This window comes from Arabiibacter massiliensis (assembly GCF_902386925.1).
In the GTDB taxonomy this organism is placed as follows: domain Bacteria; phylum Actinomycetota; class Coriobacteriia; order Coriobacteriales; family Eggerthellaceae; genus Arabiibacter; species Arabiibacter massiliensis.
Genome location: NZ_LR698996.1, coordinates 1,695,674 through 1,711,971 on the forward strand (window position 1 = coordinate 1,695,674; position 16,298 = coordinate 1,711,971).

At 68.0% G+C, this 16,298-nt stretch carries 12 protein-coding genes; 7 read left to right on the forward strand and 5 right to left on the reverse strand.

Annotation, left to right across the window (positions count from 1 at the left end):
* The first annotated feature begins 57 nt into the window (after positions 1-57).
* Genes FX134_RS07290 through FX134_RS07310 form a run of 5 tightly spaced genes read left to right on the forward strand, consistent with a single transcriptional unit; the run spans position 58 to position 5,096 of the window.
* Positions 58-876 (forward strand): CheR family methyltransferase, encoded by an 819-nt coding sequence (locus tag FX134_RS07290; protein ID WP_080799767.1) that lies wholly within the window; start codon positions 58-60, stop codon positions 874-876.
* Positions 873-2,450: a methyl-accepting chemotaxis protein gene (locus tag FX134_RS07295; RefSeq protein ID WP_080799770.1), complete on the forward strand. Its 1,578-nt coding sequence runs from the start codon at positions 873-875 to the stop codon at positions 2,448-2,450. The genes FX134_RS07290 and FX134_RS07295 overlap by 4 nt, the downstream gene beginning before the upstream one ends.
* A complete protein-coding gene (locus FX134_RS07300) occupies positions 2,447-3,058 on the forward strand; it encodes a GGDEF domain-containing protein (RefSeq protein ID WP_232050869.1) in 612 nt (203 codons plus the stop codon). Before FX134_RS07295 ends, FX134_RS07300 begins: the two co-directional genes overlap by 4 nt.
* Before the next feature lie 12 nt (positions 3,059-3,070).
* A complete protein-coding gene (locus FX134_RS07305) occupies positions 3,071-4,654 on the forward strand; it encodes a chemotaxis protein CheA (RefSeq protein ID WP_080799774.1) in 1,584 nt (527 codons plus the stop codon).
* Complete coding sequence (locus FX134_RS07310) at positions 4,641-5,096, forward strand: bifunctional autolysin (RefSeq protein ID WP_080799777.1); 456 nt, start codon at positions 4,641-4,643, stop codon at positions 5,094-5,096. The genes FX134_RS07305 and FX134_RS07310 overlap by 14 nt, the downstream gene beginning before the upstream one ends.
* 51 nt (positions 5,097-5,147) lie before the next feature.
* Here the strand turns inward: FX134_RS07310 and FX134_RS07315 are convergent, their stop codons facing one another.
* The 5 genes from FX134_RS07315 to FX134_RS07340 all read right to left on the reverse strand — a co-directional run bounded on the left by FX134_RS07315 (position 5,148) and on the right by FX134_RS07340 (position 13,205).
* Positions 5,148-5,699 carry a glutathione peroxidase gene (locus tag FX134_RS07315; RefSeq protein ID WP_080799780.1) on the reverse strand — a complete coding sequence of 184 codons (552 nt, stop codon included), beginning with the start codon at positions 5,697-5,699 and terminating at the stop codon, positions 5,148-5,150.
* A gap of 114 nt (positions 5,700-5,813) precedes the next feature.
* Positions 5,814-6,590, reverse strand: coding sequence for a nitroreductase family protein (locus tag FX134_RS07320; protein ID WP_080799782.1), 777 nt, complete (start codon positions 6,588-6,590; stop codon positions 5,814-5,816).
* Between the two features lie 547 nt (positions 6,591-7,137).
* Positions 7,138-7,605 (reverse strand): LytR C-terminal domain-containing protein, encoded by a 468-nt coding sequence (locus FX134_RS07330; RefSeq protein WP_080799784.1) that lies wholly within the window; start codon positions 7,603-7,605, stop codon positions 7,138-7,140.
* 128 nt (positions 7,606-7,733) lie between these two features.
* Positions 7,734-12,506: a 2-hydroxyacyl-CoA dehydratase gene (locus FX134_RS07335; RefSeq protein WP_080803882.1), complete on the reverse strand. Its 4,773-nt coding sequence runs from the start codon at positions 12,504-12,506 to the stop codon at positions 7,734-7,736.
* A gap of 60 nt (positions 12,507-12,566) precedes the next feature.
* Positions 12,567-13,205 (reverse strand): TetR/AcrR family transcriptional regulator, encoded by a 639-nt coding sequence (locus FX134_RS07340; RefSeq protein ID WP_080799787.1) that lies wholly within the window; start codon positions 13,203-13,205, stop codon positions 12,567-12,569.
* Positions 13,206-13,391: 186 nt separating this feature from the next.
* Between FX134_RS07340 and FX134_RS07345 the strand changes: the two genes are divergently transcribed.
* Both FX134_RS07345 and FX134_RS07350 read left to right on the forward strand, forming a co-directional pair.
* Entirely contained in the window at positions 13,392-14,378 is a 987-nt protein-coding gene (locus FX134_RS07345) for a biotin--[acetyl-CoA-carboxylase] ligase (protein WP_080799790.1), read from the forward strand.
* A gap of 487 nt (positions 14,379-14,865) precedes the next feature.
* Positions 14,866-16,230 (forward strand): PFL family protein, encoded by a 1,365-nt coding sequence (locus FX134_RS07350; RefSeq protein ID WP_080799793.1) that lies wholly within the window; start codon positions 14,866-14,868, stop codon positions 16,228-16,230.
* Positions 16,231-16,298 lie beyond the last annotated feature (68 nt).

The following is a 16,298-nucleotide window of genomic DNA, read 5'->3' on the forward strand; positions in this document are numbered from 1 at the left end:
CCCGCCTGTCATGTTATGCTGGTTCGATCATAGCAATTTCGACGGAGACGGCGAGCAGTGGACCATTTGACCGACAGGGAGTTCGACCGCGCCTGCACGTATCTGGCCCGCTCCTTCGGGCTGGACATGCGGTCGAAGCGCGTGCTGCTGGAATGCCGCCTCTCGCGCGAGCGGGAGCGCCTCGGGATGCCCTCGTTCTCGGCCTACCTCGATCTTATGGAGTCGGGCGCGAACCCCGCCGCCCGCGCCCGCTTCATCGACCTCGTCACCACCCACTACACCTACTTCCTGCGCGAGAGCCGGCAGTTCGACTTCCTGCGCACCGTCGCGCTGCCCGAGCTGGAGCGCGCCCGCCCGCGCCGCACGTGGAACATCCTGTGCGCCGGCTGCTCTACCGGCGAGGAATGCTACACCGTCTCGATGCTCGTCGAGGACTACGCGCGCGGCCGCGACATCCCGCCGGTGCGCATCACGGGGATCGACGTGTCGGAGCCGGCGCTCGCCGAGGCGCGCCGCGCGGTGTATCCCGCCTCGCGCATCGAGAAGGTGCCGCCGCGGTGGCTGTCCTCCTACTTCGTGCGGGAGGGCAAGGACTACGCGGTGGCCGAGCCCGTGCGCCGGCGCGTGGCGTTCGCCTACGCGAACCTGAGCGACGCGGCGCCGCTCGCCCGCACCTACGACCTCATCCTCTGCCGCAACGTGATCATCTACTTCGAGGACCGCACGCGCGAGCGGGTGCTGGACACCCTGCATCGCCACCTGGCCCTTTCCAGCTACCTCGTCCTCGGCCACGCCGAGATCGTCCGCGACCGGGCGCTCTTCGCGTACCGCGGCAACTCCATCTACCAGAAGCTACCGGAAGCGACCCTGCCATGAAGCGAAACGCAAAAGACCTGAGCATCAGCAGCATCCTCATGCTGTCCTACGTCATCGTCGCCGTGCTGTTCGTCGTGTCCACCTGCGTATCCATCGTGGCCGTGCATCAGAACGCGGCCGTCACCGAGGAGTTCTACCAACGGCCCTACCAGGTGGCGAAGAGCGCCGTGTCGCTGCGCAACGATGTCGAGGAGATGTCGGGCTACCTGGGCCAGTACGTGAACATCGAGGACGCCGCCGAACGCACTGAGGTGAAGGTGGTCATCGACCAGCTGTCCGCCGAGCGCGAGACCGAGCAAGAGACCATCTCCACGTACTTCGTCGCCGACCAGAACGTGCTCGCCCAGTTCAACCTGGCCAACGAGAGCCTTATAGCGCTGCGCAACGACGTCATGGAGGCCGCGGAGGCGGGCGATCTCGAACGCGCGCAGAGCCTGTACGACCAGAGCTACCTTCCTCAGAAGGACATCACGATGGATCTCGCCGACGACATCGTGGCGGCGGCCGAGAAGAAGGCCGTCGACTTCGTGGCGCGCTCGAAGGAGCTTGAGAACGTCACCTCCCTCATCATCGCCGCGATCGGGCTCGTCATGGTCGCGGTGGCCATCTTCATGTGGCGGCGCATCACCCGCGCCATCGCCGTGCCGGTGCACGAGATCGAGCAGGCCGCCAAGCGCGTGGCCGACGGCGACCTCACGGCCGATATCCCCGTGACCTCGGGCAACGAGCTGGGCGTGCTGGCCGCGTCTTTCAACAAGACCATCGCCACGCTGCGCATGACCGTGCAGCGCCTGAGCGACACGGCCGAGCAGGTGGAGCGCTCGTCGTCGCAGATGTCCGACGGATCGCAGGCCATCGCGCAGGGCTCGGCCGAGCAGGCCATGGCCATCGAGGAGCTGGCCGCCAACGTGCAGGGCATCACCCAGGTGGTGGAGGTGAACAACGAGAGCGTGCTCGTGGCCAACGAGAACACGGCCGACGTGTTGGCCGCCGTGGAGCACAGCAACGACCAGATAGCCAAGACGGTGCAGGTGATCGGCGACATCAAGACCAGCACGCGCAACATCTCGCAGCTGGCCAACGCCATCGAGGACATCTCGTTCCAAACGAACATCCTCGCGCTCAACGCCTCGGTGGAGGCGGCTCGCGCGGGCGACGCCGGGCGCGGATTCGCCATCGTGGCCGAGGAGATACGCCGCCTTGCCACCCAGGTGAGCGAGGCGTCGCGCGCCGCCGACGAGCTGGCCGTGCGCGCGAGCGCCAGCGTGGAGAGCGGCAGCGCGCTCATCGAGGTCACGTCGGACAACATGGAAGGGGCCGTGGCGGCCACCGAGGGCGTGAAGGAGATGATGTCGGCCATCGCGCAGGCGTCTGCCCAGCAGCTCGAGGCCGTCTCCCAGATACAGGAGAGCATGGACAGCCTTTCCGACGTGGTGCAGGAGAACTCGGCCGCCTCCGAGGAGAGCGCCGCCATCGGCGAGGAGCTGGCCGAGCAGGCCCGCGTCCTGAAGAAGCTCATCGACCGCTTTACCTTCGAGGCGCCGGCGACGGGCGCGGACGGCGGCGCATCGTGACGAAGCGCCCGCCCGAATCCGCCGCTCAGGCCGCCCTGCCCGCCGAGGAGGAGCGTCTACGCGCGGCCAACGCCGAGCTGAAGAAGCAGCTCGACCTCATGCGCGGCCTGGCCTTCCGCGACCAGCTCACCGGGCTGTACAGCCGCCACTACCTCACCGACTACCTCGAACGCGAGATAGAGGAGGCCAGCCGCGAGACGAACACGGTGCTGGCCCTGTGCGACATCGATGACTTCAAGGTCATCAACGACGTGCGCGGGCACCAGTCCGGCGACATCGCCATCGCGTGCATCGCCGACATCCTCGACGACCTGGCAGGCGGCCATCCGGTCATCCGCTGGGGCGGCGAGGAGCTGCTCGCGGTGCTGTTCGCCTCGCCCGACCACGAGGCGCTGCGGCTGTGCAACCGCATGCGCGAGGAGGTGGCGGCCTACCGCATCGACGACGGCGCGGGCGAGTTCTCGTGCACGCTCACGTTCGGGCTGGGCTCCTACGACCCCGCCCTCAGCTTCGCGGAGAACTTCTCGCTCATCGACCGCGCGCTGTACCACGGCAAGGAAACCGGCAAGAACCGCTGCGTGTTCGCACGGCCCGACCTTCTGGACTAGCGGAGGGCGGCCATGGAGCGAGACGAGTTGATCGTGCAGGTCATGCTCAAGCCGAACTGCGGCTTGGAGAACACGCGCGCCTCGCTGGTGGTGCGCCGGATCACGCCTCTGTGCGACGCGGTGTCGTGCCACCCGCGCACGGTGAAGAGCGACCCCGCCACCATCTCGTTTTTGCGCGACCACGGGCTGTTCATCCGCTTCAGCTCGGCCACGCCCGAGCAGGTGCTGCTGGCCATCAAGGGCTCGTTCTTCGTGGATCGCTGCACCATCGTGGAGGATCCCGACGCCATCCCCGCCTACGAGGCCGCCGGTGCCGACGCGGACGGCGAGGGCGACACCGCCTTCGCCCTGCCCTCGTCCTTCTCGCACTCCGACGAGCTGGGACGCCGCAGTGCCGAGCTCACGGGCCTGCTCGCACGGTTCGAGGAGGTGCACCGCGCGCTGCGGGCGCATCTGGACGACGCGCCGAACGACCGCGGGCTCAGCGCCATCGTATTCTCGCACGCGCAGGTGGTGGACGGGCTGCGCACGGCCGTGATGCGCTCGCGCATCGAGCCCTTCGACCGCATCGCGCCGTCGTTGCGCACGCTGGTGAGCGACTACGGCTACCGCTTCGGCGTGCTGGCCGATCTGGAGATAGCCGACGGGCACCTGGCGCTCGACCGGTCGGTGCTCGCGTCGATGGAGGGGGTCATCAAGCGGGTGATGCGGGCGTGCCTGCGCGACGGCATCGAGAAGCCCGAGACGCGCACGGCGGCCGGCAAGCCCCCGCGCGCCACGGTGCGCCTGCGCCTGGAAAGCGACGGCTCCGACGTGATCTGCCGCATCGAGCACGACGGGCGGCCCTTCGACGCCCGCGCCATCGGCGAGCAGGCGGTCGAGCGCGGCCTGCTCGCGCGGCCCCTGAGCACCTACACCGACGAGGAGCTGGGGGCGTTTCTGCTGCTGCCGGGGTTCGTCACGGCGGGCACGAGTCACACGTCCAGCATGTTCGCCCAGTTCAACGAGGTCGGATCGCTGCTGCAGCACGCGGGCGGGCGCGGCGAGGTGCGCAACACCGAGCGGGGCACCCTGGAGATATCCCTGCGCTTCCCCGTGCCGTTCACCGTGATGGAAGCGGCCGTGCTGCGCGCGGGCGGCACGCGGTTCGCCCTGCCCGCGCAGCAGATCGAGCGCTTCGAGGCGTACCGGCCCGAGCGGGTGGAGCGGGCGGGCGCGGGCGCGGCGAGCGGGGAGGCGGACGCGGTCTCGAGCGCGACGGTGTCCGCAAGCGCGTTTTACGTGGGCGACGACGGGGCGCGCTACGCGCTTCTGGGCGAGCCGGGCGGCTCGTCGCCGTTCGAGGCCGAAAGCCCCACGTTCTCCCTGCTCCTGGACGCACCGGGAGCGAAGCGCGCCCTTGTCGTGGACGCCGTGGATGGCTACGAGCGCCTTTCGGTGAACCGGCTGCCGGCGCTGCTCGATAGGCGGGAGGCGCGCGAGGCGGGCTGCATCGGCTACGCCCTGCTGCAAAACGGCGAGCCCTGCCCGGTGGTGAGCGCCCGGCTACTGGCGGGCGCCGCCCTGAAGGGAGGAGGCGGCCATGCGCGACCGTGACCAGCGTCTACGTTGGATCGAGAAGCTCATCGGCGGCTCCCAGCAAGATGCCGCCCGCGCGAACGCCCTCGTCATCCCCACCGTGAGCGGGCCTATGGCCATCGCCTTCGCATCCATCGAAGAGGTGGTGGCGGCCGACAAGGTGAAGCCCCTGGCCTTTTTGCCGCGCGAGTTCTGCGGCGTGCTGCATCGCGGCAACGAGCTGGCGCCCGTCGTCGACGCGGGCGGCGCGGGCGCGGAGGGCGACGCGGCCCATGTGGCGCTCGTGCGCGGCAGCGGGCACTTGCTGGGCCTGCGGTTCAGCGGCATGCCCTACGCCGTGAACCTCGACGAGATCGAGCACGCCCCGCTGGAGATCCGCTTCCGGCAGGAGTTCGACCCCGGGGTCATGCCCGTGCTCGACGTGGACGCCGTAGTGGACGCGCTGCTTGAGCTAGACTGACGCCCCGCGCGACGCCTTTCGCAGCCGCGCGGGGCGCGTAAGGCGGGGATGCTACAGCAGCTCTTCCACGGCGGGGGCGACGACGTCGGGGATGCTGGCCGTGGGCTCGAAGCGGTCCACGACGTTGCCCTCGCGGTCGACGAGGAACTTGGTGAAATTCCACTTGATGTCGGGCTTTGCGGCGTAGTCCGGGTCGCCCTTCGCGAGCAGGTCCTCGAGGATGGGCGTGAGCTCGTGGCCCTCGTCGAAGCCCTCGAAGCCCTTCTGCTTTTGCAGGTAGGCGAACAGCGGGTCGGCGCCCTCGCCGTTGACCTCGATCTTGGCGAACTGCGGGAACGTCACGCCGAAGCGCGAGGTGCAGAACTGGGCGATCTCCTCATTGGTGCCCGGCGCCTGGTGGCCGAACTGGTCGCACGGGAAGTCGAGGACGTCGAAGCCGCGCTCGTGCAGGCTGCGGTACAGCTCCTCGAGCTGGGCGTACGTGGGCGTGAAACCGCACTCGGTGGCGGTGTTCACGATGAGCAGCACGCGCCCCTGGTAATCCGCGAGCGCGACGTCCTCGCCCTGCTGGTTCTTGACGGTGAGATCGTAGAGGGAGGCCATGGGTTCCTTCTTTCAAACGGCGGCTTTCGTGTTCGCGCTTATGCTACCGCAAAATGATACTTTGTTGATAACATATTGCGGAACGGACACGGGACCGCCGCATGCGGCACGCCCTCACAGGAACCGCACGTCCGCAGGCTCTTTCGGGGCGGTGCGGCGGTATTTCACGGCGGGATGGCCCACGACGAGGGCGGTCACCACCTTCTGCCCGCGCGCCAGGCCGAGCTCGCGGCGAAGCGCCGGCGAAAGCCTCGCAGCCATCGCGAAGAAGCCGCTGTAGAGCACGCCCAATCCGTGCGCCTGCGCCGCAAGCTCCATGTTCGAGGCGGCGAGCGCGCCGTTCACCTGGTCTTTCGCCACCACTACAACCGCAGCCGGCGCGCCCTTGAAAAAGAAGCGGTCGCCGATCTCGGTGCGCCGGGCCGTGGCGTCCACGAGGCGCGCGAGGGGCAGGATGCGGCGGAACAGGCGCACGGACAGCTCCTCGCAGCGCGCGAGGCGCTCGCGCAGCACGATGAAGGAGACGTCCTGGGCGTTGCTTCCCGTGGGCGTGAGGCGGCCGGCTTCCACGATGTCGGCCAGGGCCTCGTCGGACACGGGGCCCTCGGCGAAGCGCCGCATGCTACGGCGGGCGCCGAGGGCCGCGAGCAGGCGTGCGGGATCGAGCGCCTCCGTGCCGTCGAGCGGGCGCGGCTCCTCGTCGAAGCCGCTGATGGCAATCGCGTTCGTCGGGCAGACGGCCACGCAGTGCGCGCACATGATGCAGGCCTGCGTGAGCGGCGCGGCCTTTTTGCCCTCCAGGGCGAGGTTGCTCGCCGGGCAATCGTCAACGCACCGCCCGCAGCCGATGCAGCGCGCGGGGTCTATCGTTATCTCGTGGGGGAAGCGCATGGGGACTCCTCTCGCGGGGGCGGCTAGGCGCTTGCGTCCTCTTCCAAATAGTAGCGGCGGCGGCCCTTCGACTTCTCGCCGTACTCGATGGCTTCGGCCGGGCAGCCGCCGATGCAGGCCATGCAGTGCGTGCACGTGCCCTTCCATACGGGCCGGCCCGCCTTGCGAGGGAATCGCCCGAGGCGATGGCCGACGCGTTCATGAGGCTAGTAGACGGGGTTATTCGCGACTGACAACGCCGTAGTGCGAAAAGAGAGGATCCCGAAGTCACGTTTTGGCCGCTCTGAAGCCTTTTCGTGCGCTCGGAGCCCGATTCCGGCAGCCAGACGACCTTCCTCGGCGCGTTTGCGCAGGTCGCGAATTGCACAAAGCACCCTACCTGCCGCCGAAAAGCTTCAGAGCGGCCAAAATGTGACTGCAAGCCCGCGAATTCGCGAAGGCCCCTCCGCACCGGTTGCGCGCGTCCGCGCGGCGACAGCAGTGACGCTTCACGCTGACGGTTCTCTTGTCCCTGAGAATAGTTGACCGCATCGTCCGTAGCTGACGATCAGCCCACCATGACGAGGATGTCGTAATCCATGCTCCAGCCGCCGCTATTAGCGTCTTCGTAGCAATAGGGATCGAAGGGTGGAAGCGAGTCGAACAACGCCGCGACTTCGTCCACCTCCGCGCGATGCTCCTCGTGGTGGTACGACACCCTGTTCTGAGGATTGTTCCATGACGTCGCGTTATCGACCGTCACGTTCTCGAAGCCGAGCGCGCGGATCTTCCCGGCGGCTTCCTCGGCGGCGCCCTCGATGCCGCAGCCGTTGAGCACGAGCACGGTGATCTCGTCCTTGCCCTGGTGGAGCGGGGCCTTGGCAGGTTCGGCCTCCTTGAGGTCGGGATGCAGCTCGGCCGCCTCCTGCGGGACCGGATTTTCCTCTGGGACAACCGGCTCCTGCGCGCATCCGGCAAGCGCCGCGCACAGGCACACACACGCAGCCAGTGCAGCCAGCGATTCAAGTCTCTGCATAAGGCTTCGTCCTTTCTCGCACTGCTGTCGCCGCGCGGGATCCTTCGACTCCGCTCCCTTCGGTCGCTCCGCTCAGGATGACAGAAGGGGCTGCTTCGGCCGCCTCCGCTCAGGATGACAGAAGGGGCTTACGCCTTCTTCGTCTCTATCTCAAGCTCGCCCATCTCCTCTTGGGAGGCGTGGGGCTTGCCGGCGTCGACGAACTTGTCGCGGGCGGCCTTGGCTTCGGCCTCCTTGTCGGCCAGGTTCGCCTTCGCCACGCTGATCATCAGCTTGATGCGGTTGAGCTGGTTGACCTCCGAGGCGCCCGGGTCGTAGTCCACGGCCACGATGTTGCTGTCGGGGTAGCGGCGGCGCAGCTCCTTGATCACGGCCTTGCCCACCACGTGGTTCGGCAGGCAGGCGAACGGCTGCGTGCACACCACGTTCGGCGCGCCAGTGCGGATGAGCTCCACCATCTCGGCCGTGAGCAGCCATCCCTCGCCCATCGAGTTGCACAGGGACAGGATCTCGCTCGCGTACTCGGCCAGCTCGTAGATGTCCGCCGGCGGCTCGAAGCGGCTCGACGCCGCAAGCGCCTTCGTCACCGGCGCACGCAGCTTCGCGATGGCCCAGAGCCCGATGCGGCTGCCGAGCGCCCCCTTCGCCGAGCGCCCGAGCGGATCCTTCTGGAAGATGCCGCCCGCGATGCCGAACAGGAAGAACTCCGCGAGCCCCGGCACGACGGCCTCGCAGCCCTCGCGCTCGATGACGTCGACGATCTGGTTGTTGGCCGTGGGGTGGAACTTCACGAGGATCTCGCCCACCACGCCCACGCGCGGCTTCGTCCCCTCGCCGCGCAGGGGCAGCGAGTCGAAATCCTCCACGATGCGGCGCACCGTCTCCTTGAACTCGCGGCGCTTGAGGCCGCGCATGAGCTGCTCCTGGCACGCGGCCATCCAGTGGTCGAACAGGCGGTTCGCGCTGCCCGGCTCCACCTCGTAGGGACGCGTGCGGTAGAGCGCCATCATGAGCAGGTCGCCGTAGAAGATGGAGTACGCGGCCTGCAGGAGCATGCTCGGCGTCACCTTGAAGCCGGGGTTGCTCTCGCCGAGGTCCTTGAACGACAGCGCGATCACCGGCACGTGCGGCAGCCCCACGGCCGCGAGCGCCTTGCGGATGAGCGAGATGTAGTTGGTGGCGCGGCAGCCGCCGCCCGTCTGCGTGATGATGACGGCCAGCTTGTCGGTGTCGTAGCGGCCGCTCATCACGGCCTCCATGATCTGACCGGTGACCAGGATGGACGGGTAGCAGATGTCGTTGTTGACGTACTTGAGGCCCGCATCCACCGCGCCGTGGTCCACCGACGGCAGAAGCTCCAGGTTGTAGCCGTTGCGGTGGAAGATCTTCACCAGCAGCTCGAAGTGGATGGGCGCCATCTGCGGGCAGAGGATGGTGTAGCCCGCGTCCTTCATCTCCTGCGTGAACACCGCGCGCGGGAACTCGGTGGTAGCGCCTTCGCGCTGGCGGAAACGCTCGATGACCTCGGGCGCGGCCTTCTCGGTGAACGTCTCGGGCGTGGCGCCGGTCAGCTCGCGCGCGATGGAGGCCTCGGTCTGGCCGGTCTTCACCTCCACGGCGGCCTCGGGCGTGGCGGCGAATGCCTCGGGATCGAAGCTCAGGGCCGGGCAGCCGCGCGGCATGCGCTCGGCCTCGGCCTTGTCGTCGGCCTGGTCCTTGAGCGCGGCCAGCAGGCTGCGCACGCGGATGCGCGCCGCGCCCAGGTTGGACACCTCGTCGATCTTGAGCACGGTGTACACCTTGCCCGCGCGCTCGAGGATCTCCTGCACCTGGTCGGTGGTGAGCGCATCCAAGCCGCAGCCGAAGCTGTTGAGCTGGATGAGGTCGAGGTCCTCGCGCTCGGTGGCCACCTTCGCGGCGGCGTAGAGGCGGGTGTGGTACATCCACTGGTCCACGAGGCGGATGGGGCGCTCGAGCGTGCCGAGGTGCGCCACGGAATCCTCGGTGAGCACCGCCAGGCCGAAGCTGGTCAGAAGCTCGGGGATGGCGTGGTTGATCTCGGGGTCGTTGTGGTAGGGGCGCCCCGCCAGCACGATGCCGTGGGTACCGGTGGCCTCCATCCACGCGAGCGTCTCCTCGCCCTTGGCGCGGATATCGCGCTTGAACGCCTCGTCCTCGTCCCACGCGGCGTCCACTGCGGCGTCCACCTCGGCTTGCGCCGGCGCGCCGGCGGCCCCCATGAGCTCCGGATGCGCCTCCACCAGCTCCACGAACAGGCGCTTCTTCAGGTGGTCCTTCTGATCGTAGGGCAGCCACGGGTTCAGGAACTGCGCGCGCGAGGTGCGCAGCTCGTCGACGTTCAGCCGCAGCGCCTCGGCGTAGCTGGCCACGATGGGGCAGTTGAAGTGGTTGCCGGCGCCCTCGTCCTCCTGGCGCTCCCACTTGCTGCACGGGAACCAGATGAAGTCCGGGTCCTTGTCGAGCAGGTTCATGATGTGGCCGTGGGAGAGCTTGGCCGGGTAGCACACCGATTCGGACGGCATGGACTCGATGCCGGCTTCGTAGGTCTTCTTCGTGGACGGGTCGGACAGCACCACGCGGAAGCCCAGCTTCGTGAAGAACGTGAACCAGAACGGGTAGTTCTCGTACATGTTGAGCGCGCGCGGGATACCCACGCTGCCGCGCGTGGCGGCCTCGGCCGTCAGCGGCTCGTACGCGTCGAACAGGCGCTGGCTCTTGTACTCGTAGAGGTTGGGTACCACGGCCTTGCTCTCGTCGAAGGTGCCCGCGCCCTTCTCGCAGCGGTTGCCCGTGATGAAGCGGCGGTGCTTGCCCGTGCGCTCGTCCACGCCGAAGTCGTTCACGGTGAGCAGGCAGCTGTTGGAGCAGCCCTTGCACCGCACGGTCTTGTGCGTGGGCGAAAGCGCCTCGATCTGCTCAAGGGAGAGGAGGGAGGAGGCAACATGGTTGTCATCCTGAGCGGAGGCGCGCAGCGCCGGAGTCGAAGGATCCCCCTTGGCGTCAGCGGGAAGCGCCACGGCTGCCGCCGCACGGGATCCTTCGACTCGCTGCGCTCGCTCAGGATGACAAGAAGCGCGCTTCACGGCTTCGTGGTAGCGGTCGCGGGCCAGCAGCGCGGCGCCGAACGCGCCCATGTTGCCGGCGATATCGGGGCGCACGGCCTGCACCTCGGAGAGCTGTTCGAACGCGCGCAGCACGGCGTCGTTCAAAAACGTGCCGCCCTGCACGATCACCTTCGTGCCCACGTCGTGCGGGTCGCGGATCTTGATGACCTTGAACAGCGCGTTCTTGATGACGGAGATGGCCAGGCCCGCGGCGATGTCGCCCACGGTGGCGCCTTCCTTCTGCGCCTGCTTCACGCGGCTGTTCATGAACACGGTGCAGCGGCTTCCCAGGTCGACGGGGCGCTCGGCCTCGATGGCCGTCTGCGCGAACTCGGACACGTCGAGGTTCAGGCCCGTGGCGAAGCTCTCGATGAAGCTGCCGCAGCCCGAAGAGCACGCCTCGTTCAGCATGATGTGGTCGATCACGCCGTCCTTCACGCGCAGGCACTTCATGTCCTGGCCGCCGATGTCGAGGATGAACTCCACGCCCGGCAGCATCTCCTGCGCGCCGCGCAGATGCGCCACCGTCTCGATCTCGCCGGAATCGACGCGCAGCGCCTCGAGCAGCAGGTACTCGCCGTAGCCGGTGACCGTGGCGTGGCCGATGCGCACGAGCGGCTCGCCCGTGTCGGCGTCCACCGGCATGGCGTTGTACAGGTTGGAGAGCGCGGCCTTCGCACAGCCCAGCACGTCGCCCTTGTTGCTGGCGTAGTGCGACCACAGAAGCGCGCCGTCCTCGCCGATGAGCGCGGCCTTGAACGTGGTGGAGCCGGCGTCGATGCCTAAATAGGCCGTGCCCTCGTAGTCGAGGAGCTCGGCTCGGCGCACGCGCTCGCCGTCGTGGCGGCGCTTGAATGCGTCGAGTTCCTCGTCGCTCGCGAACAGAGGGGCCAGGCGCACCACCTCCGAGCCCTGGATGTCGCCGAGGTTCTTCAGGCGGTCGAGCACGTCGGCCAGGCGCTCGGCGCGCACGGTTTCGCTGGCCGCGCCGGCCATCGCGCAGCCGCAGGCCACGAACAGATGGGCGTCGTCGGGCACGATGATGTGCTCGTCGTCCAGGCTGAGCGTCTCGTAGAAGCGCTTGCGCAGCTCAGGAAGGTACTGCAAGGGGCCGCCGAGGAAGGCAACATGTCCGCGGATGGGGCGTCCGCACGCCAGGCCGCTGATGGTCTGCGTGACCACGGACTGGAAGATGGACGCGGCTATGTCCTCTTTGCGCGCGCCTTCGTTGAGCAAGGGCTGCACGTCGGTCTTGGCGAACACGCCGCAGCGGCTGGCGATGGGGTAGATGGTCTGCGCGCCCTGGGCCAGCTCGTTCAGGCCGCCCGCGTCGGTGTTCAGGAGCGCCGCCATCTGGTCGATGAACGCGCCCGTGCCGCCGGCGCACGTGCCGTTCATGCGCTGCTCGATGCCCTGGTCGAAGTAGATGATCTTCGCGTCCTCGCCGCCCAGCTCGATGGCCACGTCGGTTTTGGGGATGAAGGTTTCCACCGCCGTCTTGGACGCGATGACCTCCTGCACGAACTCCACGCCCAGCCACTGCGCCAGCAGAAGGCCGCCCGAACCCGTGATGGCGATGGTCATGGACTCGTCGCCGAAGTCGGCCGCGGCCTCCTCGAGCACCTCCACGATGGTGGCGCGCACGTCGGCGTGGTGGCGGCGGTACACGGAGAACCGCACCTCGTTCGCGTCGTCGAGGATGGCCAGCTTCACCGTGGTGGAGCCCACGTCGATGCCGATGTGCAGGGGATTCTCAGGCGCGTTCGCGTTCGCCATGACGTTCTCCTTCGCGTTCTCTTCGTTGACGTTCATCGTATCCATTGCCTTCTCCCCCGCTTACAGTCTGATCGATTCGCCCGGCTTGATGAAGAAGAGGCGCATGGCCACCAGGGCCATCTCCTCGGAGCTTTCGCACATGCCCGTCTCGATCCACCGCTCGATGACGCCGAGGTACGCCGAGGCGAAGAACGCCACGTAGTAGCCGACGAACGGCGAGGGGTCGTTGCGGTAGCGCTCGTGCAGGATGGACTGCACGAGGTTGGTGCAGATGGAGTCGCGCAGGCGCGGGCCGAACCCCACGTCGCCGCCGGGGCCGAGCACCGCGTGCAGGAAGTCGCCCTGCTCGCGCAGGTAGTCGAACAGCTCCACGAGGAAGGGCAGCGGCTTCTTGCGCGCGCGGTACGACATGAGGCTGCGCACGGTGAGCTCCTGCATCTGCGCCTGGAAGCGCTCGAGGTCGTCCATGACCTCGGCCTCGAGGGCGGCGAGCAGGGCGTCCTTGTCGCGGAAGTGGTTGTAGAACGTGCCGCGGTTGAGGTCGGCGCGGGCGCACAGGTCGTTCACGCTGAACCCGTCGAAGCCGCGTTCCTCCATGAGCTCGATGAGCGCGTCGCGCAGGGCGCGCTTCGAGCGCGTGATGCGGCGATCCTCGCAGCACGCCGGGTTCGCGCCCTTCTGCATCGTTGCAACTGCCATGCGGCCCCTTTTGTACACCTCGCCCATTAATGAACAACTTGTCGAATAACGTCCAGTATACCCGGTCGCGGGCCTCATCGCAACGCAGGGATTTCCCCTGCGGCCTATTGTCACCCTTGTTGCTGCCCTAGGTTGACGTGATGAGCGACCCTCCCTACCATGGACCGCGAGACGGAAGGGGCGCGCATGAACACCAGGGATCGGCTGCTGCGGCTGCTGGAGGGCAACCGCGAGCGCTTCGTGTCGGGCGAGCGCCTGGCCGAGACGCTCGGCGTGAGCCGCAACGCGGTGTGGAAGGCCGTGCGCGCGCTGCGCGAGGAGGGATACGTCATCGATGCCGCCACGAACCGCGGCTACCGTCTGGCGCAGGAGAACGACTTGCTGTCGCCTGCGGGCATCGAGCGCTTCCTGCCGGAGAGGCACCCCTTCGACATCGTGGTGCGCAAGCGCGTGGACTCCACGAACGCCGAGGCGCGGCGGCGCGCGCTCGAGGGCGCGGCCGAGGGAACGGTGATCGTGGCCGAGGAGCAGCGGGCCGGACGCGGACGGCCCGGCAAGCGGTTCTACTCGCCGCCGGGTTCGGGCGTGTATTTGAGCGTGGTGCTGCGTCCGACGCTCCCCGCCGATCGGGGGCAGCTGCTCACCTGCGCCGCCGCCGTGGCGGGCGCGCGGGCCATCGAGCGCGTGTGCGGATGCGAGGCCCTGATCAAGTGGGTGAACGACATCTACATGGACGGCCGCAAGGTGGCCGGCATCCTCACCGAGGGCATGGTGGACATAGAGTCGGGGCGCTTCGAGCATGCCGTGATGGGCATCGGGGTGAACGCGAAGATGCCGGCGGCCGGCTTCCCCGCCGAGCTGGCCGACGTGGCCGGAGCCGTCGCCGACGGGGCGGGGGCTGTGCGCGCCGAGCTGGCGGCGACGATCCTGGAGGAGTTCTGGCGGCTCTACGAGCGCATCGAGGAGCGGCGGTTCTTCGAGGAGTACCGGCGGCGCTGCTTCCTGCTGGGGCAGCCGGTCGTCGTCGCGCGCGACGGCTCGCGCGTGCGCGCCCGCGCGGTGGACCTCGACGACGACTTCCGGCTGGTGGTGGAGCTGCCCGACAAGACCCGCCTCGCCCTCCCCTACGGCGAGGTGAGCGCCGGCCGCGGCGCACCCCCCTTGCAATCCTGAGCGGAGCGCGAAGCTCGGCGCACCCCCTCTGTCATCCTGAGCGGAGCGCGAAGCGCGGAGTCGAAGGATCTCATCGCCAGCCCGCTGCTCGCGAGAGGAGACGTGGACACAATCGCCCCTCGTGCGCGTTTTTCACACGCTCAGCCGCCGCAAACGTGGGAAAACCCCAGGTGACGAAGAGCCGAACGAAAGATCCCTCCCCCGAAAACGCGCCCGAAGCTCGATTTTGTCCATGATGTTGCAAGTCATCAAATGTTTCACGTAAAACACCCGTTCGCGACTTTGGCCGCGTCTCCACTGCGCCTCTCGCCCTCCCCCGTCGCAGCCGAGGCGAAATTCCTTCTCACGACAAAGGAGGAATCCTTCTTTCAGCGCGCTCCCTGAGAAGAAACGCCGGAAACGGCCGGCCAGCGGCATCCGCGCCCGAGATATTTGCTATCCTTGGCCGATACGCACAGCGAACGACCGCAGAGAGAAAGACGGGGCCATGCAGATCACGCCTGCTGAAATCGCCGAAACGCTTGCCATGGTGAGCAAGCAACACCTGGACATCCGCACCATCACGCTGGGGCTCAACCTGCGCGGCTGCACGGATTCCGACATCGACGCGATGGCGCGCAAGGTGTACGACCGCATGACCAGCGCCGCCGAGCGCCTCGTGCCCACGGCCGAGCAGCTTGAGCGCGAGTACGGCATCCCCATCGTGAACAAGCGCATCTCCGTCACGCCCATCGCCGAGATCAGCGCCGCCACCGACGCGACCGACCTCACGCCCATCGCCGTGGCCATGGACCGCGCCGGCAAGGAAGTGGGCGTCGACTTCGTGGGCGGCTTCAGCGCGCTCGTGCACAAGGGCGCGTCCGTGGCCGACCACAAGCTCATGGACTCCATCCCGCATGCGCTCTCCGTCACCGACAACGTGTGCTCGTCGGTGAACGTGGGCTCCACCCGCGCGGGCATCAACATGGACGCCGTGCTCAAGATGGCAGGCATCGTCAAGGCGACGGCCGAGGCCACGGCCGACCGCCAGTGCATCGGCGCGGGCAAGCTGGTGGTGTTCTGCAACGCCGTGGAGGACAACCCCTTCATGGCCGGCGCCTTCCACGGCTCGGGCGAGGCCGACGCCGTGGTGAACGTGGGCGTGTCGGGCCCCGGCGTGGTGCGCGCCGTGCTGGCCGACCTGCCGAAGGACGCCGACCTCACGAGCGTGGCCGAGGCCATCAAGGCCACCGCGTTCAAGATCACGCGCGCCGGTGAACTGATGGCGCGCGAGGCATCGCGCCGTCTGGGCGTGCAGCAGGGCATCCTGGATCTGTCGCTGGCGCCGACGCCGGCTGAGGGCGACTCGGTGGCCGAGATCCTCGAGGCCATCGGCGTGGGCCAGTGCGGCGGCCCCGGCACCACGGCCGCGCTCGCCATGCTCAACGACGCGGTGAAGAAGGGCGGCGTCATGGCGTCTTCGAGCGTCGGCGGCCTGTCCGGCGCGTTCATCCCCGTGTCCGAGGACGCCGGCATGATCCGCGCGGCCGAGGACGGCGCGCTTTCGCTGGAGAAGCTCGAGGCCATGACCTGCGTGTGCTCGGTGGGCCTCGACATGATCGCCGTGCCGGGCGACACCTCCGTGGAGACCATCTTCGGCATCATAGCCGACGAGTGCGCCATCGGCATGATCAACTGCAAGACCACCGCCGTGCGCCTCATCCCCGCCATCGGCAAGACCGTGGGTGACCGCCTCGACTTCGGCGGCCTTTTGGGTTACGCGCCCGTCATGCCGGTCAACCAGCACGCCGGCAGCGTGTTCGCCCACCGCGGCGGCCGCATGCCCGCGCCGCTCAACTCGCTGAAGAACTAGGAAAACGCTGGTTCTACGTAGGGCAAGGGCCCTGCCCTTGCCGCCAACCGGGAACATCCCGTAGGCTG

Coding starts and splice junctions, on each gene's coding strand:
- FX134_RS07295 (WP_080799770.1), top strand. CDS start 873: ATGAAGCGAAACGCAAAAGACCTGAGCATCAGCAGCATCCTCATGCTG.
- FX134_RS07305 (WP_080799774.1), top strand. CDS start 3,071: ATGGAGCGAGACGAGTTGATCGTGCAGGTCATGCTCAAGCCGAACTGC.
- FX134_RS07310 (WP_080799777.1), top strand. CDS start 4,641: ATGCGCGACCGTGACCAGCGTCTACGTTGGATCGAGAAGCTCATCGGC.
- FX134_RS07315 (WP_080799780.1), bottom strand. CDS start 5,699: ATGGCCTCCCTCTACGATCTCACCGTCAAGAACCAGCAGGGCGAGGAC.
- FX134_RS07320 (WP_080799782.1), bottom strand. CDS start 6,590: ATGCGCTTCCCCCACGAGATAACGATAGACCCCGCGCGCTGCATCGGC.
- FX134_RS07330 (WP_080799784.1), bottom strand. CDS start 7,605: ATGCAGAGACTTGAATCGCTGGCTGCACTGGCTGCGTGTGTGTGCCTG.
- FX134_RS07335 (WP_080803882.1), bottom strand. CDS start 12,506: ATGGCGAACGCGAACGCGCCTGAGAATCCCCTGCACATCGGCATCGAC.
- FX134_RS07340 (WP_080799787.1), bottom strand. CDS start 13,205: ATGGCAGTTGCAACGATGCAGAAGGGCGCGAACCCGGCGTGCTGCGAG.
- FX134_RS07345 (WP_080799790.1), top strand. CDS start 13,392: ATGAACACCAGGGATCGGCTGCTGCGGCTGCTGGAGGGCAACCGCGAG.
- FX134_RS07350 (WP_080799793.1), top strand. CDS start 14,866: ATGCAGATCACGCCTGCTGAAATCGCCGAAACGCTTGCCATGGTGAGC.